Source organism: Gluconobacter sp. DsW_058 (genome assembly GCF_002153615.1).
Lineage (GTDB): Bacteria > Pseudomonadota > Alphaproteobacteria > Acetobacterales > Acetobacteraceae > Gluconobacter > Gluconobacter cerinus.
Genome location: NZ_JOPH01000068.1, coordinates 46,015 through 71,980, shown reverse-complemented (window position 1 = coordinate 71,980; position 25,966 = coordinate 46,015). Strand labels below are relative to the sequence as shown.

The window sequence follows — 25,966 nt, the reverse complement described above, 5'->3', positions numbered from 1 at the left end:
TTGCTGTCCTACAGATACAAAGTGAATCAGATCTCAGGCAGACCGTATAGGCCTTTTGTCAACGTGACCTAGGTGACCCTGGCCAGGAAACAGGCTCAAGCACCTGAACTGACGCACGGCCTTCTCGCGCGGTGGAGAGTGCCCAATCGTGGCGAGACAGTATGCCGGATGCGGTATCGTAAAATGTCCGGATCCGATGCCTCGGTCGCACGCTTTTCAAAGCGGGTGCTATGCCTGTGTGGTAACGAACGAGAGGCCATGCTTCTGGTAAAAAGCGAAATGTCAGACGTTGCGGCAAAAGGCTTCGGATCATTATTCTTTCTCCTCCAGCATGGCGACACATGAAGCGTAAGCCTTCATGTCCTACCGTTGCCAGAGGATAAAAGGCGCTTCGAGCGGAACACTCATGACCTCCGCGGCTGGAATGATCCGCAGTGTACACTCTGCCACGGGGGCAGGAAGCTCAGTCTCAAGAGTATAGGCAATCCAGCCATCCGGAAGATGTTCTCCCTGTGTCAGCGACTTGATGCGCGGGTGCCCATCCTGAGCGTCAGCGTAGAGTTCAACACGCAGCAACGCTGGATCGAGCATTCCGGGATGAATGAAAGCATGCGCTTTCTGCTCCCCCCCATTCTCCGGAATAATAACCTCTCCGATCCTGAGGCTATTCCAGCCAGCAGAGAGGGCATTTTGCCTGTCGAGAACCGTTCCAGCACTCACCCCATGGTCAGACAGGCGACGCCTGTAGCGTTGTGCACCAGTCAAATAAAACTGTTCCGTGTAATCGCGAACTGTACGGTTTGCGGAAAACTGAGGCGTCAGACGCGCCATGCTTTCGCGCATCTTCGCAACCCACGCGCAAGGTGTTCCGCCAGCATCGCGTTCGTAGAATTCAGGAAGAACATGCTCTTCCAAGAGCCTGTAAAGTTCCTGCGCATCAGAGTGGTCGTAGGCCGGATCTCCCGCGTGCTCCAAGCCGTCCCCTAACGCCCAGCCGACTTCCGGCGCATAGGCCTCGGCCCACCATCCATCGAGTTCTGACAGGTTAAGTCCACCATTTACCAAGACCTTCATTCCGCTGGTCCCGCTGGCCTCCCAGGGACGTCGCGGTGTGTTCAGCCACAGATCCACCCCCTGAACCATTTTCTGGGCCAGAGCCATGTCGTAATCCGCGAGGAATACCACTTTTCCCACGATATCCTGACGCTGGCAGAACTGGACCCAGCGTGTGATCATCGCCTGCCCTTCGAGATCCTGCGGATGGGCCTTGCCGGACAGAACGATCTGGACCGGCCTCTGAGCGTCCCGCAACAGTCGGACAAGTCGTTCCTCGTCGTACAACAAGAGGTCTGGACGCTTGTAGGTGGCAAACCGGCGCGCAAATCCGATTGTCAGCGCCTCCGGGTTCAACGACGGCGCAGGCAGGCACCACAACCCATCTTCACCAACGATGCATTGCCTTGCGGAAAGCTCCTGCCCCAGCGCGTGAACAAACTCCGCCCGGGAGTTGCACCTGCTGCGCCAGAGAGTGTCGTCATCAAGATGACGAACGGCATCGCCTAGCCCTTCGAGATCTCCTTCCCACCTGCTTCTTCCCCCCACCTGGGTCCAGAGTTCATCGGCAGATGCTGAATCCCACGTCGGGGTGTGGACGCCGTTCGTCACATGAGAGATCGGGACTTCATTTTGCGGCCAACGCGGGAAAAGTGGCGTGAACAAGGACCGGCTCACAGCCCCATGCAACTGGCTCACGCCGTTAACGGCCCCGCTGCACCGAACGGCGAGATAAGCCATGTTAAAAAATTCATCCTTATTCGTCGGATCAAGGCGCCCTAGCGCGAGAAAGTCCTGAATTGGCATGCCCAGACGGTCTTCGGCATAGAACGTGAGATGGCTCTCAATCAGCTTAGGCGGAAAACGATCAAACCCAGCCGGGACGGCTGTATGTGTCGTGAAGACCGTTCCCGCGCGGGCAATGACCTGCGCCTGCGCGAAAGGAATACCTTCTTCTTCGGAAAGACACCGAGCTCGTTCCAGAGCTGCAAAAGCCGCATGCCCCTCATTCAGGTGGCAGATATCCGGCCGGTGCCCTAGAGCATGCAACAGCCTCCACCCCCCGATACCGAGAACCATTTCCTGCCTCAGCCGAAGTTCTGCATCTCCGCCGTAGAGCTGCGTCGTGATGCAACGAACAGCGGGCGGATTGGATGGATCGTTAGTATCCAGAAGGTAGAGAGTTGTCCGACCTACGACGGCTTTCCAGGCGCGAAGCCAGATTTCTCCGGTTGCTGTCTGGACAGAGAGCCGGAACCAATCCCCATCCGGCGTGAGGACGGGCTGTATCGGAAGCTGGTCAGGGTCGTTGAACGGGTAGAGCGCCCGTTGTTCACCTGCGGGAGTAATAACCTGGCGAAAATAACCCTGCGCATAGAGAAGCCCGACCGCAACAACGGGAACACCCAGATCACTCGCGGCTTTCAGCTGGTCTGCAGCAACATTCCCTAGCCCGCCAGAATAGATGGGAAGTGCCTCGCTCAGCATATACTCCATGCTGAAATAGGCGACTTCAGACAGCCCAGCGTCCGTATATTTCTCCGCAAACCAGGTGGAACGCTCCAACTCATATTTCCGGCGCTCCATACTGGCCTTCAAGAGATTGCGGACATCCGGGTTTTGTAGAGCTTCCCACAGTTGGGCTTTGGGTGTTCGGGTCAGGGTTATCCAGGGATTACAGGTTCGGGACCAAAGATCCGGATTGATCGTCTGCCACAGCAGATCCGCCTCGTGGTTCCATGTCCAATGCAGATCAAGTGCCAGCATGCGCAGTGCAGCTTCTGCTGCGCGCGGCTTACGGGGGGAAGTATCAACCATAGACCTGGAAACTCCCATGACTGTTCACGCTCGCTCTCCAACATGGTGAACATGTCCAGAGAGACGAACAGAATGCGTTCATTAAGGCAGCAACTGGACTTCTAACGCGTCAGAACGGAGGAAGTATGAGGGCCTTGGAGCTCCAGACATTCTTCGTGACATCACATTTTCAAATGGAAGAGTAACTGAACACCTGAAAACCTCTGAGCCGTTCGTCCGTTGCGGTTATCAGCGCTGTCCTTCAAGCCCTGCTCCACATTGATGAGGTGCATAATGCTCCGGCAACTTTTGCTATTCTCAGTGATAGGATCGTGCCTGACCCTGCCTTCATGGGGTGCTCCTTTGTCTGAAGGCCTGTCTGTCGCGCCCGGGTTTCATTTGGAGGTTATATCGGCACAGGTCCGTGGAGCACGCGAAATCGCCCTTGGAGACAGAGGAACTGTTTTCCTTGGCTCCATGGGGCCCGGAAAGGTTTATGCCGTCTCTGGAGTGGGTGATGCAGGCAGTCTCGTTCAGGTCAGGACACTTGCCAGCGGCCTCGAAACCCCTTCAGGCGTCGCATATCATGATGGAGATCTCTACATCGCGGAACCCGAACGCATTCTGGTTCTATGAGATATCGAGAACCACCTATACAATCCGCCCAAACCGGAAGTCATTACGGATCACCTGCCTTTCAAAGACGGCGACCATTTCTGGAAGTTTATCGCTTTCGGGCCGGATGGCAGGCTGTATGTGACCATTGGCGCACCTTGCAACGTTTGCGACGTGGGCCACGATCTCGGAAAAATCATCAGCATAAATCCCGACGGCACGGACAGGCAGGACGTTGCTTACGGCATTCGCAATTCAGTTGGTCTCGCATGGCGGCGAACAGGAAAAGACCTGTGGTTTACGGATAATGGCCGGGACATGATGGGCGATGACGTCCCTTCTGACGAACTGAACACCCTTACCCAGCCCCGGCAGTCTTTTGGATATCCCTATTGCCATCAGGGAGACGTCCCGGATCCTCATTACGGAAAAGACCACTCTTGCGGTGAGTTTACTCCGCCTGCCCTGAAGCTTGGAGCCCATGTCGCAGCATTGGGGCTGCGATTTTACGATGGCCCCGCCGCAGCGCGCTCTTTGAAGGGTGCATTGCTGATTGCGGAGCATGGATCATGGAACAGAAGTGTTCCATCAGGGTATCAGGTCGTGTCCGTCAAATTTGATAGTGCTGGCCATCCACAGCAGTCAGAGCCGCTAATCTGGGGATTTCGGCACAATGGGCGCACCGTTGGCCGCCCAGTGGATGTTCAGCCGATGCCCGACGGCAGTATCCTTGTTAGCGACGATTTTTCCGGGTCGCTCTACAGGTTGACCTATACCCCTGCCGTACGGAAATAGGCGTCATAAAGTTGGCAGAGCCCGAACAGGTGACGAGACACGCGGAACTGTCTGAACGGAGGCTATCCGCAGCCAGAAGCGGGTGACGACAGCCCCGAGTAGAATCATGAGAAAATAACGCATATCGTTCCCCTTTTCAGAGGTTATTGTGAAGCATAAACTTGGCGAATATGCGCATGAACTATGGCAAACGTGCTTCAGAGCGTAACAGTTTTCATCCTGAATAAGGAAAAAAGAAAATGTCTTTCGGTATTATTATTTTAGTAGCCCTTGCAGCGGTACTTTTTATTCTCGGTCCCATCCTTGTGGCCGTGGGCGCCGCAGCCTGGATTAACGATCGCTTTCTGAGCCGAAAATAATTTCAGACGTTATTCTGTTGGCTGGAACCGAAAGGGCCTGCACCCTCCACGTCCTGTAAAAAGACAGGACGTTCCAGCTCTGCGGGAGAATATCAAGCTTCCCTGCCGCTTCTGCATTCAAGCCCATCGCCAGCAGAACAAGCCCCCGCACAACATCAGGATCCACACCCAGGATCACAGACTTTTTCGCGTCACGGATATCCGACAGCCACTCTGCAAGACGGACATACATCCCCTTTTGGCTTTCACCAGAAGGCGGCGAAAAATTGGGGTCTGTCATCCACTCTGACAGACTTCCAGGCGATAAGGCTTTAAGGCTCTGCCCGCACCAGTCACCGTAATCACGGCCGCGAAGCCGTTCGTCCACGGTGACAGCGCACTTGGAATACGCCTCAATCCACGCAACATCTGCCGCACGCCCTGTCAGGATCGGTAGAGATTTTGGCCAGAACGCAGGTTCCGTACTCGCCATGTCATGCAGTTCCCCTTTCGGAGGAAAGATGCTTCGCTTCGAAGACGGGAGCGATGGAAGGGCAAAGCAGAACAGCTTCATTTTGCGATCTCTGACCAATCATGAAGCGCGCGTTCCAAGCGGTCCCAACCCGCGCTATGCCGCAGCAAACCAAACCTCAGCTCCGTTGGCCGCTCAGGGAACGCACGGGTCACGATCCCGCGTTCACAGAGGAAGGTCCACAGCGAAGCAGCCTCATCCAAACTCACCAGGCAGAACAGAAGGGTGTTTCCTTTAACGACGAGACCCGATCCCTTCAGCAGGTTTACAAGGCGCTTGGCATCCCGCTCCAATCGACCTTTGGTGCTGTTCAACCACTCCTGATCCGACAGTGCTTGCCGTCCCGCGGACAGAGCCAGAGCGCTTACCGCCCAGTCCCCCATCATGGACCGAAGTCGATCCGCTGTTCCGTCAGAGGCGATTAAAAAACCAAGGCGGACACCGGGTAACCCGTAGGTTTTTCCAAAAGAGCGCAAAACCAAGAGCCCTGCCCGAGGAAAAGACGAGGCAGCACTTTCATGATCGAAATCCGCATACGCCTCATCGACGACTAACCAGCCACCGGATGCCGCGCAACGATCCGAGAGTTCTAAAAGTGTCTCGACAGGCAGGCGTCGTCCGTCTGGATTATTCGGATTACAGACGACACAGACAGTCTCCGCTCGTTCTGCGGCAGCCCTGAATGCCTGAAGATCTGTCACGATCGATACATCCACTCCCGCATTTCTCCACGCCTGCTCATGGCCGGAGTAAGTGGGACCAAAAATGACGACTTTTCGTGCTTTCAGAACCAACGGAAGCAACGCAATCAGCAGTTGTGTGCCGGGCCCCGCAACAATCATACCTTCATTTGGTACCCCGTAGGCTGTCGCAGCAGCCCCTAGAAGCGCTTCCTCGTCCACTACTTCTGGCAGCTTTGTGAGTACCGCGACATCCAAGGGGGAAAGAGGATATTCGTACGGGCTGATACCCGTGGAGAGATCGATGAAGGGCTTTGGAGCGTGAGGAAAGCGCTCCATAACCCGCCGCACCTGGCCACCGTGGATCGGCATGTTTTCCAGCACCGTGGGCATCATGCTAGATCACGGCATCTGGATGAAACACGCAGGCCCATGACTTTCTCTCTCCTGTCCCACACATTCTCTGTCGCCTGTCTGGCCTGTGCGATTGAAGCCGCTTTCGGTTACCCGAACTGGCTTTTTCGCAGAATTGGCCATCCAGTCATGTGGATTGGTGCCCTTATCGCGCGACTGGATCGTTCACTCAACTGCCCACAGGATAGCGCTTTCCGGCAACGTCTAGGCGGCATTGTAAGCTTGGCCATTCTTATCGGTCTTCCTACTCTGATTATCTACACGGCCATTCAGGCCTTGGACCTTCTCTTTCCGCCTCTCGTTGCCTGCGGGATCGAAGGCGCTGTGGGCAGCACTCTGATTGCCCAACGCTCCCTGTGGGAGCATGTCAGGGCAGTTCACACTGGTTTGCAAGAAAGCGGTGTGGCGGCGGGCAGGAAAGCAGTCTCCATGATTGTCGGCCGCGATCCGGAACAGCTTGATGAAGCAGGCGTCGTAAGGGCCGCCATTGAAAGTTTGGCCGAGAATTTTTCAGATGGCATTGTTGCGCCGCTTTTCTGGACTGCCCTCTTTGGCCTGCCAGGCACAACCGCCTACAAGTCAATCAACACGGCAGACAGCATGATCGGCCACCTTACCCCCCGGCATAAAGCCTTCGGATGGGCCTCTGCGAAGCTGGATGATCTGGTCAATCTCCCAGCCTCCCGCCTCTCCGCTCTCTGGATCTTTCTGGCAGCATTCATGATCCCCGGTGCCAACCCAGCGAAGGCATTTCGTGCCGTTCGGCGTGATGCGCGCAATCATCGCTCCCCCAACGCCGGATGGCCAGAAGCTGCTATGGCAGGAGCCTTAGGACTAAAATTGGCTGGCCCCAGAGTTTATGACGGTATTCTGGTCAATGATTCATGGATGGGCGACGGAAGGGCCACCGCGACTACTGATGATCTTTGGCGTGCGCTTCAACTCTACCGTCGGGCGTGCATTTTTCAGGGCATGGCTCTGGCCGTTCTTTCTGGCCTATTCTGGCTTTGAAGGATCAGACAGGTCGAGCCAATGCAAGAAGCGCATCCAGGTCAATGCAGGCTTCAAGATGGTCCGCCCAGGCATCCAGCGCAGCCTCAACCCGCTCATCATGATCCTGAAGGTCAGGCCCGGCGGGCCCTACGCGTGAAAGAAGAGCTTTCCGCGCGTTTCCACCAGACAGAACCCCATGCAGATAAGTTCCCCAAACACGGCCGTCAGGCGAAACGGCACCTTCAGGCTCACCGTCTATCATTGCAAATGGCCTCTGAGTAGCCGGACCAGACGTTCGCCCGACATGAATTTCATAGCCCGTGAGCGGGACGCCTTCCGGCACCAGTAATCCCCTTACCTCGGTCAAACGCTTGTCATTCGTCAGGACTGTCTGCACGTCTAGTACGCTCAAGCCCTCAACGAGACCCGGGGGGCCTTCGATCCCTTCATTATCCTCAATGGATTTTCCAAGCATTTGATACCCACCACAAATGCCAAGAACACGACCGCCGCGCCGGGTATGCGCCTTCAGGTCTATGTCCCATCCTTGTTTCTTGAAAAATGCCAGATCAGAAATAGTCGCCTTCGAGCCTGGTATGATTACAAGGTCACAAACTGGAAGTGGCCGACCAGGTGCCACGATCTCCAGAGTGACGCCCGGATCAGATCGCAAGGGGTCTAAATCATCGAAATTGGCGATCGTGGGTAGCTGCGGCAAGATAACCCGCAAGCCATCGCCTACTGGGGTTTCGTTCACGAGATCAGATGCGTCTTCAGCGGGAAGGTCACCCACATGCGCGCAGTGTGTGACGAGACCAAGCTTTTCCCACCCGGTCTGACGTGAGATAATGTTCATACCCTCGGCAAACAGCGAGGCGTCTCCACGCATTTTGTTTACGATAAATCCCTTGATCCGCCCTGCGTCCGGCTCTGACAGTACCATTTTGGTTCCGACAAGGCTGGCAATCACGCCCCCCCGGTCGATATCACCAATGAGCACGACGTCCACATCGGCGGCTTCGGCAAAACCCATATTGGCAATGTCGTTTGTCCGCAGATTGACCTCTGAAGCCGATCCGGCCCCTTCAATCAAAACGATATCAGCCTCTGCCGCCAAAGTGCGAAACGCGGACAACACATCCGGCATAAGAGTTGTCTTGACGTCCTGATAAGCGCGGGCCCGCACGGTTCCTCGCACTTTCCCCCGAACCACAAGCTGGGATCCTGTCTCGCTCTGCGGCTTCAACAGCACAGGATTCATGTCCACGGTAGGAGGAACCCCACAGGCCCGGGCCTGAAGCGCCTGGGCGCGCCCAATTTCGCCTCCGTCTCGGGTCACGGCGGCGTTGTTTGACATGTTCTGAGGCTTGAACGGACGCACTGTAAGGCCACGTCGTGTCAGGGCTCGGGCAATCCCTGCAACAAGCACAGATTTCCCAACGCTGGAGCCCGTTCCCTGAAACATGAGAGCCCTGGGGCCCTTCCGATGCGTCATCAGAATTCGAACCCGGCCTGAGCTTTCACACCTGCACTGAAATGATGTTTTACCAGTGTCATTTCCGTTACCAGATCCGCAGCTTCCACAAGGGCTGGTTTGGCATTGCGCCCAGTTATGACGACATGCTGCATCTCAGGACGCGCTTTCAGGTCCTCCAGAACCTGCTCCAAGGGCAGATAGTCGTATCGGAGGGCGATATTCAGTTCATCGAGAACCACAAGAGCGACATCGTCGCGTTTCAGGGCGGTTTGCGCCACCTCCCACCCCCGGGCGCACGCAGCAATATCCTTTGAGCGATCCTGCGTTTCCCAGGTGAACCCCTCGCCCATCGTGTGCCACTCTACCAGATCGTCAAAGCGTTCCAGCGCAGCACGCTCTCCAGTCACCCAGGCGCCCTTGATGAACTGCACGACAACAACCCGCTTTCCATGGCCCAGCGCACGAAGCGCGAGGCCAAAGGCTGCGGTAGACTTACCTTTCCCCGGGCCTGTGTGAACCGCCAGAACGCCTTTTTCGACAGTCTTTGACGCAACTTCCTTGTCCTGCACGTCTTTGCGTTTCTGCATTTTTTCCCGGTGCCGAGCCGCATCATCGTTGGTGTTCATGCTCACTTCCTGTCTCTACGTGCCATCACGTGAAAAAATGATCCGGACACCAGCCCACGACAGCCTCCAGCCAGCCCAAGATCGTTGCCGTAGCCATCTCTTAAGGTTGCGAGAGGCTCGTCCGCTCCGGCCTGAATCACGCGGGCATAATGAAATTCATGTCCCCGAAAGATACTGCCTTTTGACCCCAGCGCGCAGTCTGTTGCCAGTATCGCCTCACGATATCCCAGATTCATTTTACGCTTTGCAAAGCTGGTTCCGTGCCCCAGAAGGCCCACCATTTTATGCGTCACACTGTCTGCGTCTTCCAGAAACTCTCCCAGCGCCATGAAGCCTCCGCATTCTCCGTGGACTGGTCGTGTCTCCGAGAACTTCACCAGACGGGATTGAAAGTGACGAGATGCCGCCAGTTGTTCAGCATGTAACTCCGGATATCCTCCGGGAAGCCAGCAGACATCACAGTCTTCATCTGGCCCTTGATCTGCCAGCGGAGAAAACGGAACAAGTTCGGCTCCTGCATTCCTCCAACTCTGCGCCACATGCCCATAAAGGAACGAAAACGCGGCATCATCAGCAACCGCGATCCTTTGCCCTGGAGGGCTTATGGCAACACAGCCATGATCCTCAATAGTGAGAGGTGCTGCCGCGGCCATGATGGCATCGAGGTCAAGCGAACCTTCCGTCCTCTCCCGCAGGCTAGCAAGAAGGTCTTTCAGTGTGTCCTGCTCCCGTGCCTGCACAAGGCCAAGATGTCGCTCCGGAAGTTTCAGGGTGGTGTCCCGCATGTATGCACCCAGAACGGGGAGACCTGCCGCCAGAATGGCCTCACGGGCCATAGCCAAATGTCGTGGGGACGCAACCTGATTGAGGATGACGCCGGCAACATGCAGAGCGGGATCGAGCGTGGCGAAACCGTGAGCAATGGCCGCAGCAGACTGGCCCTGCCCTGATACATCCAGCACAAGAATAACTGGAATACTGAAACGAGCCGCAATATCGGACGGTGCACCGCGCGCGTCTGCGGGGCCCGCCAAGCCGTCGAACAGCCCCATGGCAGATTCAACGACCAGAAGATCTGCACCTTCAGCCGCACGCGCCAGCATGCTCTCAAGAAGCTCAGGCGTCATCACCCAGCTATCGAGGTTCAGGCTGGAACGCCCGGTTACAACCTCATGAAACGCTGGATCAATATAATCCGGGCCTGTCTTAGCGGCCTGAATTTCGATATTTCTGGCCCTCAGAGCTGACAGAATGCCAAGCGTGGCAGTCGTTTTCCCTCCACCTGAGCGAGGCGCGGCAATCATGATCGCACGGGTCATATCAGCGATCCTTTCCGATGGCATGTCTCGCTTTCAGCATGAAATATCGTATCCTGTCTCCGATGACTGCCCAAGGCTCCCCTCTGCGATACGGCTGGACGACCGGAAGCTGCGCGACCGCTGCGGCCAAAGCTGCATGGATAGCGCTCCAGACTGGAACGTTTCCTGATCCCGTGTCCATCACGCTGCCCGGAGGCAAACAGGCGGCGTTTGCGCTGGCTGCCCATGGGATGGACAAAACGGGCGCCTGGGCAGCGGTCGTTAAGGATGCCGGAGACGACCCCGATGTTACGCATGGCGCCCTTATCCGCGCAGATGTGCGCCCATTGCCTGAGGGGCAAGATATTATTTTTCGCGCAGGCGATGGTGTTGGAACAATTACGCGCCCCGGTCTCCCCCTGCCGCCGGGTGAACCGGCCATTAACCCTGTCCCCCGCCAGATGATCCGTCTCGCACTTCAGGGGGCCTCCGCTGAGGTCACAATCAGCGTTGAAAATGGCGTTACGCTGGCCAGAAAAACCCTGAATAGTCGGCTGGGCATTGTCGGAGGATTGTCCATTCTTGGCACAACGGGAATTGTCGTACCCTTCTCCTGCTCGGCCTGGATTGACAGCATTCATCGTGGGATCGACGTCGCGCGCGCGCTGAACCTGCCACATCTGGCCGCGACCACAGGAGATGTTTCCGAACGCGCTGTTCAGGCGTTCTACAGATTGCCTGAAACAGCGCTGATCGAAATGGGTGACTTTGCAGGTGGCGTCCTGAAATATATCCGTCGACACCCGGTCCCTCGCCTTACAATCGGCGGAGGCATCGCCAAGATGACCAAGCTGGCTCAGGGCCGGATGGATCTGCATTCCAAGCGAGGGGCCGCAGATATGCCAGCTCTGGCCGCGCTGGCAATGCAGGCAGGCGCGAGCGCGGAGTTGGCCGACGCTATTGCGGTTTCCCCTACAGTCGCAGAAGCATTTCTTCTTGCTTCCGCGCAGACTATTCCGCTGGGCGATCACATCGCACGGACTGCGTACCAGTTCGCCAGCAGCGTTCTGGAAGACAACAGTATCGCTCTGGACGTTATGGTTTTTAACCGACAAGGCAACTGCGTAGGACGCAGTCATCCGGCTGATGATCCAGACCTGAACCGGCGCTGATAATCCGGATCATAAAGCGCACTCTCCCGAAATTCATCCACCGCAAGCGCGGAGCCAACCAAAATAAGAGCAGTACGCTCCACCGGGTCAGCTGCCGCTTTTTCAAGAAGAGTTCCAAGCGTGGCGCGAATGGTGATCTGGTCCGGCCAGCTTGCACGTGCCACCACCGCCACAGGGCACTCTGGCCCATAATGTGGCAGCAACTCCGTAACGATACGGTCCAGCGCATGCACTGCCAGGTGAATGGCCAGCGTAGCACCGGTCGCAGCATAGGCTGAGAGCGTTTCACGCGCTGGCATGGAAGACGCTCGGCCACTGACGCGGGTCAGCACGACGGTCTGCGCAACTTCAGGAACAGTGAGTTCCCGGCCCAAGACAGATGCCGCTGCCGCAAATGCAGGCACTCCCGGCGTCATGGTCCAGGGAATACCCAGCCTATCCAGGCGGCGCGTCTGTTCGGCAACCGCGCTGTAGATAGACAGATCCCCAGAATGAAGACGCGCGACGTCCTGCCCTTCAGCGTGTGCCCGGATGTATTCCTGCTCGATCTGGTCCAGCGATAACGGCGCCGTGTTCACCTTTCGGGCATCTGGCGGGCAGTGCTCCAGCATTTCCGCCGGGACGATAGACCCCGCATACAAACAGATTTTACATGAGGCCAAAAGATCGCGGCCTCGCAGCGTCAGAAGATCAGCGGCGCCCGGTCCTGCACCAATAAAATGAACCGTCATCCGTTCTCTTTCCTCATGTCTCAACTGACTGCGCAAGGGCACAGGTCACGTCTTTTCCACTCTGTCGCATAACGATCAAACGGCTTTTTGGCCCGGCACCAGCCAGCGCGCAAGCCTCCGCCACAGAGCTGAATCCTGTCTTTTCAAAAGCAATTGCGGAATGGGTTTCGCACTCTACCTGACGCTCCGTCAGGCTTTCCGTATCAATCCACACAAGCTCAACATTCAAACGTTTTGCCAGCTCTGGAATAGCTGGCTCCGCTTTTCTGAACTCCGGAGCAGCAAGCCGATCGAACCTGCGGCCAGACGTCACCCGCATGATGAGGTCCAGCAGGGATTGTTCGTCCACTTTTGGTCGGCAGCCGATACCCGCGACGATCATAACCTGCCCTCAGAAATCACTGTCGCATATTGCGTCACGCGCATAGCGGGTCGGAAAGCATGCAATCCACCCACAGCATCAAGCCGTTCAATACCGATCCGCGTTAGCGTCCCGCCATAGCGCGTATATTGAGCGGATAGAACCGCTTCTCCTTCCAGAGTTACGGCATTGGCAATAAGACGTCCGCCAACGGGAAGTGCGGCTCTTGCCTGCGTGAAAATATCCACCTGTGCCAGCCCTCCGCCTATGAAAACGACGTCTGGCCTTTCAAGTCCAGACAACACATCAGGCGCAATGCCTTCCACAACCTTTAACCCTGGCACACCTAAATTCAGGGCATTTCTCGCTATTCTCGCCGCCCGAAGTGGATTTTTCTCAACGACGATGGCCCGATTGGCGGGATGACGAAGCATCCATTCAATAGCCACAGACCCGGCCCCTCCACCAATGTCCCAGAGGAGTTCTCCGGGATGCGGGGCTAACGTTGAAAGCGTGACAGCACGAATTTCACGCTTGGTAATCTGCCCGTCATGCTCAAACAGATCGTCCTCTAAACCACTGGAAAGGGGGATCATCTTCGCCCCTGGAGCCGCCTCAATTTCAATTCCCATAAGGTTTAGAGGATCGACATCTTCGAGCCCGTCCGAAGCCACGATTACACGCGACTGCTCATTGAGGCCGCCTACCCGTTCCATGACATGAATGCGAGAGGGTCCAAAGCCTCGCCCAGTCAAAAACTGACTGACTTTTCTCGGCGTGCTACCGTTTTCTGACAAAACAATCAGCCGCATAGCCCGCTGAAGGTGCGGAACCAATGTCTCAATTGGGCGCCCACAGAGCGACACGACACGCACGTCCTGTTCAGCCCATCCAAGGCGCCCGCAGGCCCAGGATATTGAAGACGGCGCGGGCACACAGAGCATTTCCTCTGGCGGAATATGGCGTGCCAACGTGCTTCCCACACCAAAGCAGAATGGATCTCCGGATGCGAGGACGGTGACGGGCTGTCCGCGCCGTTCAAGAACACGGCGCACTCCAGATGAAAACGGTGAACCCCAAGGTTCAGCTTGTCCTGAGATCAGACTGGCAGCCAGTTCAAGATGCCTTTCACCGCCAATCACAAACTCGGCCTGACGAACGATCTGACGTGCGAGAGACGAAAGCCCCTCGACACCATCCTCGCCAATTCCGATAACGCTCAGCCATGGGGTCTTCATCGGCCTGCTCCGGCAAAGGAACCAAGTCCATGCGCGTTCTGATCCTTGGCGGCACGACACAGGCCAACCAACTGGCGCAACATCTCGCGGAAAGAAAGGATTTCGAGCCAGTCTTTTCTCTTGCTGGCGTGACGAAAAATCCAGTTCTTCCCGGAATCCCTGTGCGCATTGGCGGATTTGGCGGCATTTCGGGGTTGGAAGCGTTCTTGGCCAAACAGAACATTGGTGCGGTGGTGGACGCGACCCATCCGTTCGCCGCACAAATGAGCCGACACGCCGTGACGGCATGTGAGCAAATGGACCTTCCTCTGCTTCGGATAGACCGCCCTAGCTGGGAAGCCCGACCTGACGATCAATGGGCGTTCGTTCCCAGTATTGATGCCGCCGTAGAAGCGCTGGGGACCGCCGCACGAACAGTCTTTCTGACGACGGGCCGCAAGGACCTGCTGCCGTTCCAGAAGGCTCCGCATCATCATTACGTTCTGCGCAGTATCGACCAGCCTGATCCCTTGTCCCTGCCGTCTAACGTCACGCTTCTGCTCGCCCGCCCTCCGTTCACGGTAGAAAGCGAAATCGCGCTCATGAGAGATCATGCGGTGCAGGTTCTCGTCACCAAGAATGCTGGAGCTGATGCGACGGGCGCCAAGTTGATTGCCGCCAGAGCATTGAAATTGCCCGTTATCATGATTGACCGCCCGACGCTTCCGCCAGCGGAGAGTGTCACGACGGTCGAAGACGCGCTGGACTGGTTGGAGCGCCATGATCACGCGGGCACAGACCGGGACGTGTAAAGCCATGCCTGTCCATCCGGCCGCTCGATGCGATGTGTCAGAGTGGTCCCGATCAGGACAAGTGTACTCATATCCACCAGTTCGGGGTCAGCATGGTCTAGATCCGTTAGGTGCAGCCGTTCATCGACCCTTCCAATAGCCCTTGCGAAGGCCACAGGCACAGTTCCAGACAATTCCTGACGCAGCACTTCGAAAGCCTCGCCCAACTGCCAGGGACGTGCCTTTGAACGGGGGTTGTAGAGCGCAATCACGAAGCCCGCCTGCGCGGCCAACGTCAGACGCCGGCAGACTGTCTCCCAGGGCTTGAGATTATCTGACAGAGACATGACGCAGAAATCTCCCCCAAGAGGCGCGCCAATACGGGCTGCGGCCGCCAGAACGGCGGAAACACCGGGAATGACCGTGACATTCATACCATTCCATCGATCTGGTTCGTGATCGATGGCTTCAAACAGGGCACTTGCCATGCCAAACACGCCCGCATCTCCGCCTGACACGATCGCCACACAACGCCCCTGCTCCGCAAGTTCCAGGGCATGGCGAGCGCGATCCAGTTCGACACGATTATCCGATGGATGGCGAATGATATGCGCTGGCAGGTCCACACGATCCACGTATGGGCCATATCCTATAACGTCCGTTGCCTGAGCAAGTGCCTCTTGAGCCTCAGGGGTTCTCTGGCTGGGCTTTCCCGGCCCGAGACCAATGACGAAGATCCGGCTCACCGGACACCCCGGCGGCCTGGCAACAACGCCAGAGAGAAATAAGGAGCCGCACCGTCCATGTCATTCAACGGCAGAACACGAGCCTCTTCCTGCGTCCCCCGTTCCACATAGACGGCATCCTGCAATCGCCCCGCGCGTTCCAGTGCTGTGCGAAGCTTTGGAAGATTGCGCCCCAGTTTCATCACCACGGCTGCATCAGCCTGCTTCAGCCACTGAGTCAGATCATCTTCCGGCATAGTGGCAGGCAGGACGCACAGGACATCATCACCATGCGTCATGGGGAGTGCCGCCTGTGTCCAGCATCCACTCATTCCTGTGATTCCGGGGATGACTTCGCAAGGTCCGACAGGCTCAAGCCGATCAAACACATACATGGCGGACCCATACAAAAACGGGTCCCCCTCACAAAGAAGAGCAACGCTCCGGCCAGCTTCTATTTCAACCGCAATCTGCTTCGCACACTCATCGTAAAACGACGACATATCAGGATGATAGGACGGGTCATTAACGAGGCGCTCCGTCGTAAAGGGATACGCAAAACGCAGCTCTTTCGTGCCCGGCGTAATGTGCGAGTCAGCAATCTTGCGCGCATGACCCATTTTGTCATGACGGCAGAAATAGGCGATGACGGGAGCTGTTGAAATAACCCGCGCTGCCTTGAGCGTCATAAGTTCCGGATCACCAGGCCCTACGCCGACGACATAAACTGTAGCAGCTGTCATTCTGCCTCGCTGGCAAGGGCGTTCAGGGCAGCGGCAGCCATGGCGCTTCCGCCCAGCCGGCCACGTACGATGACATGCGCGAGGTCAGGGCGAGCCGCCAGTGCGTCCTTGGATTCTGCGGCCCCCACAAAGCCAACGGGCATACCGATAATTGCCGCGGGGCGCGGGCCACCTGCATCAATGAGCTCAAGAAGATGAAAAAGCGCTGTCGGGGCATTCCCGATCGCTACAACAGCCCCTTCAATCTGATCGCCCCAAAGATCAAGAGCTGCGGCAGAGCGCGTATTACCAATTTGTCTGGCAAGATCTGGCGTCCGTTCATCGCGCAACGTGCAGATAACGGCATTATTGGCTGGCAACCGGGCGCGCGTAACACCATGGGCGACCATCTCGGAATCACACAGGATTGGCTTACCCGCCTGCAACGCTGCACGCGCTTTGCTAACAAGATCAGACGTCATGGCGACTGATGCTGCGACCTCCACCATTCCGCATGCATGGATAATGCGCACTGCAATTTTGGACTGTTCAGGCGTAAAACCCGACAGATCGGCCTCTGCACGTATCGTTGCAAAGGACCGGGCATAAATGGCCGCGCCATCCCGAATATAATCGTAGGAAGAGGGTCCGGCGCTCAAACCTGTGTCTCCTTCAATTCATGACGCAACAAGGCCCGTATCTGCGGAATATCCCTGCCGTGCCATGATGGCGTATCTGTTGTGCGCCCATTGCGCACAACCTCATAATGCCCGTCATCGGCAACGAGCGTCATATCTGCCGCACGGGGATGCGCACACCCCTTTATGCAGCCTGAAACATGCAGCACACAGCCGGGCGGCACATCAGATGCCAGAGCCAAGGCTGTCCCGACAACATCTGCGGTTGCTTTCGCACATCCGGCACGGCCAATACAGGCTTCCACTCGCAACAATGGATCTACCGAACTGGTGATGAAGCCGGGCCACGTTCCGTCCTGCTGTGGCAGAAGAACACTACGCCAAGGTGTAATCCGCAGACGTGATGTCCCGGCGAGTTCGGCAAGAATCTCAAAGTCTTTAGCATGGCATCGGCCGAATGGCACACCAACGCCCATGACCTTCCCCGGCAATGGCCCTATGAGAGACACCGGACGAGTACCCTGCGGTTTGCAAGGAATTCCCTCTAGCCCGCCCTTCGCGAGGACGAATGCTGCTGTATCGGCGTCTCGCGATGGTCGGCCAAGGTCAGAATTTTCTGCACAAATCCGGGACATCACCACGGCTGCTCTGACAGCCCGAGCGTTATCCAGCACTCCGGTTTCCATAGCACCACAGACAACTGACCATCCATCCGGGCGGGACTGAAGGGCAATATCCGCTGATAACGTGCCTTCTGGAACATACCCGCCACCATCAACGGCCCAACCGAACTTGCCGCTCAGCGCCGACAATGCGTTTTCCTCAAGAAGCGCCGTCTGAAGCGACTGGGCGACGTCCAACGTCTCCGGATTACATGCAGGATCCAAGCCAGCAAGGGGTGAAACCAGAATGGCCCTTCGGCGCTCTTTTGCTGGATCAGGATCTACGAGCCCTTCTGCCAGTGCGCTTTCTAACGCGAGTTTTGCACTCGTCGAAGAAAATCCTCGCAACTGCACGTTGCCACGATTGGTCAGTTCAACAACGCCGTTTCCGAAACGTCTTGCCAGCTCTGCAATAGCCAGCACTTGTTGCCCCTCAAAACCGCCGAGCGGGGAACGGATACGGACCAGATATCCGTCTCGTGCTTCCATCGGCGCGAACATATCCGGACACCAGCCGCGAACAAGGGGGGGAACTGTCATTCGCTCCCACTCTCCAACATCGCAGAGACGCTATTCAGGCGCGGGTGCCAGAGGCCTCGACGGATCATATCCTGGAACCGCGTGCGCATTGCCTGACGTGCCTGAGGGTTAGCGCTTTTCAGGAAAGCATCACAGGTGTCATCGCCAAGCGTTGCGGCAAATACCAAGTCAAACTGTTGGTCAAACCGAACAGAAAGGGTCGAGGCAAAAGCGCAGAGCGCGTCCAGTCCCCGTGCAATTTCGGCGCCTCCCCGATAATCATGCCGCTGCATCCCTGCCAGCCAACGGGGATTGGCCAGACGCCCTCGAACGATGCGCTTCACTTCGTTTTCAACTCTCCGAAGACGGGGCGCGTCCGCACGGGACGTATCGCCATGCCAAAGGACGGGATCAGCCCCTAGCAAAGCAGCCGCCGCTGCAAGTCCACCCTCATGAGCAGCAAAATCCGGGCTTTCGAGAATATCCGTCTCTGCATGGTCCTGCACATGCAGGATTGCATCTGCCCGTGCCAGATTTTGGGCCAATGCTGCGCTGCTACGTGTCCCGTCACGACCGCCACCATACATCCAGTCGTTGCCATCCAGATAGGACTGGCCAAGATCAGATCGTTCTTCCCAGTTACTCCGCGTGAGAGCGTCTTCAATGCCTGTCCCGTACGTACCGGGCGCTGCACCAAAAATCCGCGCTCCAGCAATTTTTCGGGCCTCACCCTCCAGATTTCTCACACGGGCAGACAACGGGTTCCATTCCTCGCCTTCCTCCAAACAGGAAACAGCTTCAACCACCTGATCGAAAAGAGAAATCTGTGCCGGAAAAGCGTCCCGGAACAATCCTGAAATTCGAAGTGTCACATCGACACGCGGACGATCGAGAACAGCCAGCGGTGTAATTTCAAATCCAGATACCCGACCGCTCGACGCATCCCACGTGGGGTCAACTCCCATCAGGATCAGAGCCAGCGCCAGATCCTCTCCCCCCGTGCGCAGGGTGGAGGAACCCCACAGATCTATAACGATGCTTTGAAGCGGCTCGCCCTCGTTCTGCAAATGACACAGCAGGATCTGCTTTGCCTGCGTTCGGGCAAGCTCTACCGCAGAAGCCGTGGGAACAGCTCTCGGATCAAGCGTGAAAAGATTGCGGCCGGTCGGCAGAACATCCACTCGCCCACGTGTCGGAGCACCGGACGGTCCGGGTTGAATGAACCGTCCTTCCAGCCCAGCCAGAAGTGCATTCATTTCCGCATCTGCGCTGGCTTCGATCAGAGTAGCAACCGTTTGCTGGGGCACCTGTGCGACAGAAGACACCATTTCGGCCAGTTTCTCGGCATGAGGTGCTACTTGACCAAAAACATGCAGACCATCACGGATCTGAAGGTCCTTCACATCACAGAGATAAGCATCCAGCCGCGCCAGAGCCTCTGCTTCGTCGCCTTCCCCCGCTTTGACACCACTTTCGCTCAAAAGCCCCATTCGCGTGGCTCGGTCCAGAATATCACGCTTCAGAATGGCGCCACGACGCCTGTCCAGACCATCCGCCTCTGCAAACTCATCGATCAGTTGTTCCAGCTCTGCCATGTCCGGATCAAGTCCGGCCTTCATAACAGGCGGTGTCATATGTCCGATGGTGACTGCGCCGAGACGACGTTTCGCCGAAGCTGCTTCTCCCGGATTGTTGACGATAAAGGGATACAAAACCGTCAACGCGCCGCGAAGAACGGCGGGAGCGCACTGATTGGAAAGCGCTACAGCTTTTCCGGGAAGCCATTCGAGTGTGCCATGCGTTCCAAGATGAAGCATGGCATCTGTCTGGCAGACATGACGTAGCCAGAGGTGGAACGCGATATAGGCATGGCGTGGGGGTGTATCAGGGTCGTGGTACTGGGCTTTACGATCCTGCGCGCTGCCACGATCGGGCTGGACAGCGACTACGATGTTACCAAGCGCAACGAATTTAAGACAAAATGAACCGTCCTGAACGGCAGGGTCTTCCGCAGAGGTTCCCCAACTCTGGGTCACAGCGTCCCGGAAGGGGACGGGCAAGCGCGCAAAGAGTTCGTTATAATCGTTCAGAGACAAACAGGGCTGTGGCAGGTCTTCACACAAAGCCTCCACCAACGCCCTACTGGCGGGTATTTTCGCAGCTCCACCGTCATACCCTGCCTGTTTCAAGGCCTGCAGGATGGATTCAAGGCTGGCAAAAGTATCTAACCCGACGGCGTGTGCAGTCTGTCCATCCGCACCGGGATAATCAGAAAGGACAATCGCAAGACGCTTCTCGCGCGGAGGTGTTTTCTTGAGCCTTGCCCATGCGAGAGCTTGCTCTGCGACAGCGGCAATACCCGGTTGAAAGGGCATGTGCCTTGCCGCATCCCCCGGGACTGTCTCGGATTTGAAGGAGATCGGAGACGAAGAAATTCGCCCATCAAGTTCTGGCAAAACGACCTGCATCGCGAGGTCGGATTGTGATAAACCGCGCCCGCTCTCAGCCCAGGCCGAGGCTGTCACACCAGGCTGCAAAACCTGAAGAACCGGAACAGCAGCAACATCAAGAGGAGATGCCCCCTCTTTTCCGCGTGCAGAAAAGAAGGTCGCGTTCAGAATAATGTCTGGCAGAGTTTCAATCAGGCGGCTTTGAATCCACTCGGCAACATCCGGGTTCTTCAGCGATGCGACATATAGAACATCTGTCGCGACCCCGGACTTTTCCAGTTCATCGGCAAGACCGTCAATCGCTGCTGTATCGGCAGCCAGAAGGTGAGCGCGGTAGAAAACGATTGTGGCTCTTAAAAGAAAATCCGCAGTCGTCTGGCGATAAATTCCAGCCGGGGGAAGCGCTGCGGGTTGTCCTGAAACGTCTTCTCCATGCCCGGCAAGATAAGCCATGAGCAAAAGGGCGCGACGCGCATTCTCAGGACCACCTTCCCTCAGAAACCCCGTGAGTCTGGAATGGTTTGCTGCTTCGATGCTGGACCACTCTCCAAGCCGTGCATCCTGACGGGCATCTCCGGGCAACAGAGCCAGTGGAATGCTGTTCCTGCTACAAAAATTCCGGAGTTCTTCCGCCCCATAGCGCCAGTAATCCACCCCACCAAGAAGCCGTGCGATGACGCAGCGGGACGATGCTATGGTCTGCTCAACGTATAAATCGACCGACATGGGGTGTCTGAGGCGAGCAAGACTGACCAGCCGCAGCGAAAAACCTGCGCCGTTTGGGGTCTGCTCATTCAGACGGGAATAGGCCCTCTCAAGCGCCAGAAGATCGCTATCCGAGAAGGACAGAAACACGACGTCAGCAGGCGCATGACCGAGATCCTCGGCCACGTCCTGATCGTCTATTCCGTGTCGTTCCCGGACAAGCAGATGCATCAGGTCAGTCCGCCAGCAATGCGGCTTCGATGGCTGCGCGATCCAGGCCTGTCTGGCCAATTACAACGAGGCGCCCGTCCCGGCCTGCATCTGCGAGAGGCACATCAAATTCATGACGGAAACGGGTCCCGACACCCTGCACGGCCAATCGCATTTTCTTACCCTGCACGGCTGCAAAGCCTTTCATACGGAGGATATCGAATTGCCCCGCAACCTCGCTCAAGCGCTTGAGCAACGCTTCAGCACTTTTCTGCTCCGGAAGGACTACGACGAAACTCTCGAAGTCATCATGTTCGTGGTCATCTGCGCCATCATGATTGGACGGGCGCGCTTGAAGATCGTCTTCGGCACCGGCACCAATTCCCAGCAGAACAGCGGGGTCCAGTCGTCCCTCTACTGCCCGCAGCGTAATAACTTTCCGCGGCACGGCCTCGGTAATGCCCTTCTCAACCGCATCAATCCCGGCTTCGTCCAGAAGATCAGTCTTGTTCAGAACAATAAGATCCGCCGCATTCAGCTGGTCTTCATAGACTTCAGCCAACGGATTATCGTGATCCAGAGAAGGGTCAGCCGCCTGCTGTGCGGCAACAGATTCCGGATCGTCCGCAAAGCGACCAGCGGCGACAGCAGGTGCATCCACCAGCGTAATCACACCATCAACGGTCATGCGGGTACGGATCCCGGGCCAACTAAATGCCTTGAGAAGGGGCTTGGGCAGCGCAAGGCCAGATGTCTCGATCACGATGTGCTCTGGCGGATCAGGACGATCGATCAGAGCCTCCATGGTCGGAATGAAGTCGTCTGCAACCGTGCAGCAGAGGCATCCGTTGGTGAGTTCGACAATATCCTCGTCAGCACATCCTTCGATCCCGCAGGACCTTAGAATTTCACCGTCAATCCCAAGCGAACCGAACTCGTTCACGACGATCGCGATACGGCGCCCATCAGCCTGTGCGAGAAGGTTTCGCAGAAGGGTTGTTTTCCCTGCCCCCAGAAAACCCGTGATGATCGTAACCGGAATCTTGCGACCGGAGCCTGAAACAGTCTGGGACATCATGAAAGTTCCTGTGAAGCAGACAATGAAGATGGAAGACGGGCGATAACCATATCAGAAAGCGATGCGGGTCGCTTTGACGGCATCACTGTTCCGGTTTTCGATGCTCGGTAAAGCTGAAGGTAAGCCAGCAGGTCAGACAGCTTTTCCGGACCAAGTTCACCTAGAACAAAAGTCCATTTTTCCGGCATGGAAAGCGTGGCCATACAGCCTCGGCTACAGGCTGCCATACATTCAACGGGCTGGACGCTGAAATCACCTTCAGCAGCCTGGTCAAGCAAGGCATCGTAGAGCTGTCGCCCCTGAACAGGGTCATTCCCGACCGGTAGACCGCGACGACACGTCACACAGACGTGGAAAACTGGCGAAACGGATGATTGGCCCGCTTCAGCATAGGGCAGTGGATCTGCCATGGTTTCGTCTCTCTTGCAGCCACAACGGCATAACAAAAGGCGCGATGAAAGGCCTTCGCAATCGCGAAAGTGACACGCACATGATGGCGCGCCCTCACAGTCCGGGCACCCCGCCGGATCATGACACTTGGCTCAGATGGCAGGTCTCCTGACTCACGGCCGAGGCACCATTGGCACCTCCTCTCCCACCGGGCCTTCCCAGATCGAAATCCAGTGGCTGCCTTTCCTGAAAGAAAGACTGGCAGGACAGAAAACCGTCCACAGTTGCGGGGGCAGTGCCGGGTTTGACCTACTTCTAAGGCCGCACCAGCTTCCCTTTTCATCCTCTTCTCAGAGGAACCATCAAACCCTCTCCTATCTCTGGGATGAAAGCGTGTCAAAGCCCGGGAAATGGGCTCATTTCATTTTCAAAGACAAACCCGCCGCCACAAACAGCACTTCTCCGGCGACTGCGGCGATCTTCTGATGAAGAAGACCCGCTTCATCGCGGAAACGACGAGCCAGGGCATTGTCCGGGACAATTCCGAGCCCTACCTCGTTGCCCACAAGAACGGTACGGCCTTTCCGTGTTTGCAACGCCTCGAGAAGATCTTTCGTCGCGGCGTGTATATTACGGTCTTCCAGAATGAGATTTGTCAGCCATAAAGTGAGGCAATCAATCAGGATCGGCGCGCCCTGCTCTGCCTGTAAGGCATCTGCGATATCAAATGGCTCTTCAACTGTACGCCACCCTTTGTTCCCACGGGTGGTACGATGCAAATCTATCCTGGCCTGCATTTCTTCATCAAAAGCCCGACCGGTCGCGAGATAAACCCAAGGGGCCGGAAGACCAGTGATGATTGCCTCAGCGATCCTACTTTTTCCTGACCTGGCGCCCCCGAGGACCAGTGACACATCCGGTAGTCCTGTTTGCGTGATGGTCTGTGCCACAATGTCTCCTGCGCCTTCTTCTTGCATGGTCCCTGATAACAGCACAAAAGACCTGTCATGCCACCGCACATCATGCCCTCGTCCTGTCAGCCCCCTTTCGCCAGCATGGCAGAACTTCGCACTGCCTGCCTGTCACTTCCAGACCCCGACCCAAAAGTCGCCGCCCTGATAGCGGAGCGAGACGCGACTCTGACCAAACCTCCCGGCAGCCTCGGGCGGTTGGAAGAGCTGTCCATTTGGCTCGGTGAATGGCAAGGCCATCAGAAACCAACGCTAGAACAGGTTCAGATAACGATTTTTGCAGGAAATCATGGTGTGGTCCGCCGGGGGGTATCTCCGTGGCCTTCGGATGTTACGGCCCAGATGGTGTCGAATTTCCAGAGTGGCGGCGCAGCAATCAATCAGCTTGCCCGGAATGCTGGTGCGGACCTTGCTGTTGTGCCCGTCCGAAATCTAAAGGCCACAGCAGATTTTACCGCGACCCCGGCTATGGGCGAAGACGAATTTCTCGATGCGGTCTCGGTCGGATACACCGCCGTATCCCCCACGCTGGATCTGTTTTGCCCCGGCGAAATGGGTATTGGCAACACAACCCCCTCCGCCGCACTTTGCGCAGCACTCCTGGGGGGTACAGGCGCGGACTGGGCAGGACGTGGCACGGGTCTCGATCAGGGGGGCGTCAATCTCAAGGCTTCTGTGATTGATGAGGCTCTGTGTCTGCACGCGGCGTCACTTAACGACCCCTTGGACGCCGCACGTTGTCTGGGTGGTTACGAACTGGCCGCCATACTCGGAAGTGTTCTGGCCGCCAGACACCATCGTATCCCGGTTCTGCTTGACGGCTTCGTCTGTACCGCAGCCGTGCTGCCATTGATCAAATTGACCGCCTCAGCACTCGACCACACACAGCTCTCGCATTGTTCCGCTGAGGCTGGTCACCGCAAGCTGGCAGATGCCCTCAGGCTGAAACCAATACTGGACCTAGGCTTGCGCCTTGGAGAGGGATCGGGGTCTGCCGTTGCCATTCCCGTCCTCAGAGCGGCATTGGCCTGCCACAACGGTATGGCGACGTTCGCAGAGGCTGCTGTTTCCCAATCAGACGTCTCCATTCAATGAGGCTTTGGCGCACCATTCGAGAAGACATCGCCTGTGGTGCGGGCCTGCTGACCCGCCTTCCCTTGGGATGGCTGCGCGTCAGCGGACAGGACTGGTCTCTGGCGCGGTCTGCCTGGTGCTGGCCCCTGGTTGGGGCGCTTGTCGGTATTCTCAGCGCATCAGTGTTCTTGCTGCTGAGCGCCTTGAGTGTTCCCCCTCTGGTAGCCGCAGCCTGGAGCGTCGGCCTACAAGTTCTCTTAACCGGAGGCCTGCACGAAGACGGACTGGCGGATATGGCGGATGGCTGTGGCGGACGCCATACTCCTGAGAAGCGCCTGACCATCATGCGCGATAGTCGTATCGGCAGCTATGGGGCGTTAGCTTTGGGCATCTGCTTAATCGTCCGCGTTACGACGTTAGCAGCGCTGCCTCCTTCAATGATCTTGCCGGCAATGGCTGTAACGGGAGCACTTTCCCGCACTATCCTGCCTCTCCTGACGTTCCTCACAAAGCCTGCTCGTGACAATGGGTTGGCACAGCAGCTCTCCAACCTGACCCGGGATCAGCTACTGGCCGCCTTGTTTTCTGGCTTTTGCATGACGGTGATTTGCCTCCCCGCACACTTAGGTCTTCAGACTATTCTTGCCGCACTGTTCACGATGCTTGGAGTTCGCGCCGTAGCCCGGAAACTGCTCGGCGGATATACAGGAGACGTACTCGGAGCAACGGCCAGTCTCGCTGAGTGCGTTCTCCTGACAGTGCTGGCCTCAGCATGGAAAAGTTGACACTCCCGCATGAAAGGTTACATCCTCCCTGTTAGCGAAAGCAGGGAGAAGCCGGTGCAAATCCGGTGCGGTCGCGCCACTGTAATGCTCGTGAAATCACGTTGCGAAGCCAGACCTCCTTTATCAATTTTCAACCGCAGAACGCGC

Annotated in this window: 24 protein-coding genes and 2 riboswitches; of the genes, 7 read left to right on the top strand and 17 right to left on the bottom strand. The window is 56.9% G+C overall.

Translation table 11 applies throughout. The features are described 5' to 3' along the window. Positions 1-363: 363 nt before the first annotated feature. Positions 364-2,871, bottom strand: a complete 2,508-nt coding sequence (glgP, locus tag HK24_RS12105) for an alpha-glucan family phosphorylase (protein WP_086634678.1) — start codon at positions 2,869-2,871, stop codon at positions 364-366. Between the two features lie 273 nt (positions 2,872-3,144). Here glgP and HK24_RS14055 point away from each other — a divergent pair, with 273 nt between their 5' ends. Beyond that, positions 3,145-3,486: a hypothetical protein gene (locus HK24_RS14055; RefSeq protein ID WP_369826539.1), complete on the top strand. Its 342-nt coding sequence runs from the start codon at positions 3,145-3,147 to the stop codon at positions 3,484-3,486. A 3-nt stretch (positions 3,487-3,489) separates the two neighbouring features. Next, positions 3,490-4,260: a sorbosone dehydrogenase family protein gene (locus tag HK24_RS12100; RefSeq protein WP_369826541.1), complete on the top strand. Its 771-nt coding sequence runs from the start codon at positions 3,490-3,492 to the stop codon at positions 4,258-4,260. A gap of 330 nt (positions 4,261-4,590) precedes the next feature. Here HK24_RS12100 and HK24_RS12095 read toward each other — a convergent pair whose 3' ends face one another. Together HK24_RS12095 and cobD are read right to left on the bottom strand one after the other, a co-directional pair. After that, positions 4,591-5,091 (bottom strand): histidine phosphatase family protein, encoded by a 501-nt coding sequence (locus HK24_RS12095; RefSeq protein ID WP_158093007.1) that lies wholly within the window; start codon positions 5,089-5,091, stop codon positions 4,591-4,593. 77 nt (positions 5,092-5,168) lie between these two features. Then, positions 5,169-6,206, bottom strand: a complete 1,038-nt coding sequence (gene cobD / locus HK24_RS12090) for a threonine-phosphate decarboxylase CobD (protein WP_086634676.1) — start codon at positions 6,204-6,206, stop codon at positions 5,169-5,171. Positions 6,207-6,242: 36 nt separating this feature from the next. On the opposite strand from cobD, the gene cbiB reads away from it, so the two are divergent. Then, positions 6,243-7,235, top strand: coding sequence for an adenosylcobinamide-phosphate synthase CbiB (cbiB, locus tag HK24_RS12085; protein WP_086634675.1), 993 nt, complete (start codon positions 6,243-6,245; stop codon positions 7,233-7,235). A 4-nt stretch (positions 7,236-7,239) separates the two neighbouring features. Here cbiB and HK24_RS12080 read toward each other — a convergent pair whose 3' ends face one another. Genes HK24_RS12080 through HK24_RS12070 form a run of 3 tightly spaced genes read right to left on the bottom strand, consistent with a single transcriptional unit; the run spans position 7,240 to position 10,639 of the window. Beyond that, positions 7,240-8,682, bottom strand: coding sequence for a cobyric acid synthase (locus tag HK24_RS12080; protein WP_086634682.1), 1,443 nt, complete (start codon positions 8,680-8,682; stop codon positions 7,240-7,242). Positions 8,683-8,711: 29 nt separating this feature from the next. Then, a complete protein-coding gene (gene cobO / locus HK24_RS12075) occupies positions 8,712-9,320 on the bottom strand; it encodes a cob(I)yrinic acid a,c-diamide adenosyltransferase (protein WP_086634674.1) in 609 nt (202 codons plus the stop codon). Positions 9,321-9,322: 2 nt separating this feature from the next. Beyond that, the gene (locus tag HK24_RS12070) at positions 9,323-10,639 is read right to left on the bottom strand and encodes a cobyrinate a,c-diamide synthase (protein WP_086634673.1); all 1,317 of its coding nucleotides are present in this window, start codon (positions 10,637-10,639) and stop codon (positions 9,323-9,325) included. A 62-nt stretch (positions 10,640-10,701) separates the two neighbouring features. On the opposite strand from HK24_RS12070, the gene HK24_RS12065 reads away from it, so the two are divergent. Further along, entirely contained in the window at positions 10,702-11,790 is a 1,089-nt protein-coding gene (locus tag HK24_RS12065; protein WP_198942133.1) for a cobalt-precorrin-5B (C(1))-methyltransferase, read from the top strand. On the opposite strand, the gene cobM is transcribed toward HK24_RS12065, so the two are convergent. Genes cobM through cbiE form a run of 3 tightly spaced genes read right to left on the bottom strand, consistent with a single transcriptional unit; the run spans position 11,754 to position 14,120 of the window. After that, positions 11,754-12,521, bottom strand: a complete 768-nt coding sequence (gene cobM / locus HK24_RS12060; protein WP_086634671.1) for a precorrin-4 C(11)-methyltransferase — start codon at positions 12,519-12,521, stop codon at positions 11,754-11,756. The two genes, HK24_RS12065 and cobM, sit on opposite strands and share 37 nt — an antisense overlap. A gap of 13 nt (positions 12,522-12,534) precedes the next feature. Continuing rightward, entirely contained in the window at positions 12,535-12,903 is a 369-nt protein-coding gene (locus HK24_RS12055) for a cobalamin biosynthesis protein (RefSeq protein WP_086634670.1), read from the bottom strand. Next, positions 12,900-14,120 (bottom strand): precorrin-6y C5,15-methyltransferase (decarboxylating) subunit CbiE, encoded by a 1,221-nt coding sequence (gene cbiE / locus HK24_RS12050; RefSeq protein ID WP_086634669.1) that lies wholly within the window; start codon positions 14,118-14,120, stop codon positions 12,900-12,902. The genes HK24_RS12055 and cbiE overlap by 4 nt, the downstream gene beginning before the upstream one ends. Positions 14,121-14,149: 29 nt before the next feature. Between cbiE and HK24_RS12045 the strand changes: the two genes are divergently transcribed. After that, positions 14,150-14,911: a cobalt-precorrin-6A reductase gene (locus HK24_RS12045; protein WP_086634668.1), complete on the top strand. Its 762-nt coding sequence runs from the start codon at positions 14,150-14,152 to the stop codon at positions 14,909-14,911. On the opposite strand, the gene cobJ is transcribed toward HK24_RS12045, so the two are convergent. The 8 genes from cobJ to cobU form a co-directional block, all read right to left on the bottom strand. Then, complete coding sequence (gene cobJ / locus HK24_RS12040) at positions 14,884-15,636, bottom strand: precorrin-3B C(17)-methyltransferase (RefSeq protein ID WP_086634667.1); 753 nt, start codon at positions 15,634-15,636, stop codon at positions 14,884-14,886. The genes HK24_RS12045 and cobJ overlap by 28 nt on opposite strands. Further along, positions 15,633-16,358: a precorrin-2 C(20)-methyltransferase gene (locus tag HK24_RS12035; protein WP_086634666.1), complete on the bottom strand. Its 726-nt coding sequence runs from the start codon at positions 16,356-16,358 to the stop codon at positions 15,633-15,635. The genes cobJ and HK24_RS12035 overlap by 4 nt, the downstream gene beginning before the upstream one ends. After that, positions 16,355-16,996: a precorrin-8X methylmutase gene (locus HK24_RS12030; RefSeq protein WP_086634665.1), complete on the bottom strand. Its 642-nt coding sequence runs from the start codon at positions 16,994-16,996 to the stop codon at positions 16,355-16,357. The genes HK24_RS12035 and HK24_RS12030 overlap by 4 nt, the downstream gene beginning before the upstream one ends. Next, entirely contained in the window at positions 16,993-18,177 is a 1,185-nt protein-coding gene (gene cobG, locus HK24_RS12025; RefSeq protein ID WP_086634664.1) for a precorrin-3B synthase, read from the bottom strand. The genes HK24_RS12030 and cobG overlap by 4 nt, the downstream gene beginning before the upstream one ends. Then, on the bottom strand, positions 18,174-21,542 hold the full coding sequence (gene cobN, locus HK24_RS12020) for a cobaltochelatase subunit CobN (protein ID WP_086634663.1): 3,369 nt from the start codon (positions 21,540-21,542) through the stop codon (positions 18,174-18,176). Before cobN ends, cobG begins: the two co-directional genes overlap by 4 nt. A gap of 4 nt (positions 21,543-21,546) precedes the next feature. Beyond that, on the bottom strand, positions 21,547-22,599 hold the full coding sequence (gene cobW, locus HK24_RS12015; protein WP_086634662.1) for a cobalamin biosynthesis protein CobW: 1,053 nt from the start codon (positions 22,597-22,599) through the stop codon (positions 21,547-21,549). Further along, positions 22,596-23,009 (bottom strand): DUF1636 domain-containing protein, encoded by a 414-nt coding sequence (locus tag HK24_RS12010; protein ID WP_086634661.1) that lies wholly within the window; start codon positions 23,007-23,009, stop codon positions 22,596-22,598. The genes cobW and HK24_RS12010 overlap by 4 nt, the downstream gene beginning before the upstream one ends. Before the next feature lie 120 nt (positions 23,010-23,129). Beyond that, a riboswitch (cobalamin riboswitch) is annotated at positions 23,130-23,368 on the bottom strand. A gap of 37 nt (positions 23,369-23,405) precedes the next feature. Beyond that, the gene (gene cobU / locus HK24_RS12005; protein WP_086634660.1) at positions 23,406-23,966 is read right to left on the bottom strand and encodes a bifunctional adenosylcobinamide kinase/adenosylcobinamide-phosphate guanylyltransferase; all 561 of its coding nucleotides are present in this window, start codon (positions 23,964-23,966) and stop codon (positions 23,406-23,408) included. 45 nt (positions 23,967-24,011) lie between these two features. Between cobU and cobT the strand changes: the two genes are divergently transcribed. Then, positions 24,012-25,055, top strand: coding sequence for a nicotinate-nucleotide--dimethylbenzimidazole phosphoribosyltransferase (gene cobT, locus HK24_RS12000; protein ID WP_086634681.1), 1,044 nt, complete (start codon positions 24,012-24,014; stop codon positions 25,053-25,055). Continuing rightward, positions 25,052-25,819 (top strand): adenosylcobinamide-GDP ribazoletransferase, encoded by a 768-nt coding sequence (gene cobS / locus HK24_RS11995; protein ID WP_086634659.1) that lies wholly within the window; start codon positions 25,052-25,054, stop codon positions 25,817-25,819. The genes cobT and cobS overlap by 4 nt, the downstream gene beginning before the upstream one ends. Beyond that, positions 25,816-25,957: riboswitch (cobalamin riboswitch) on the top strand. (Overlaps the previous gene by 4 nt.) Positions 25,958-25,966: the final 9 nt, after the last annotated feature.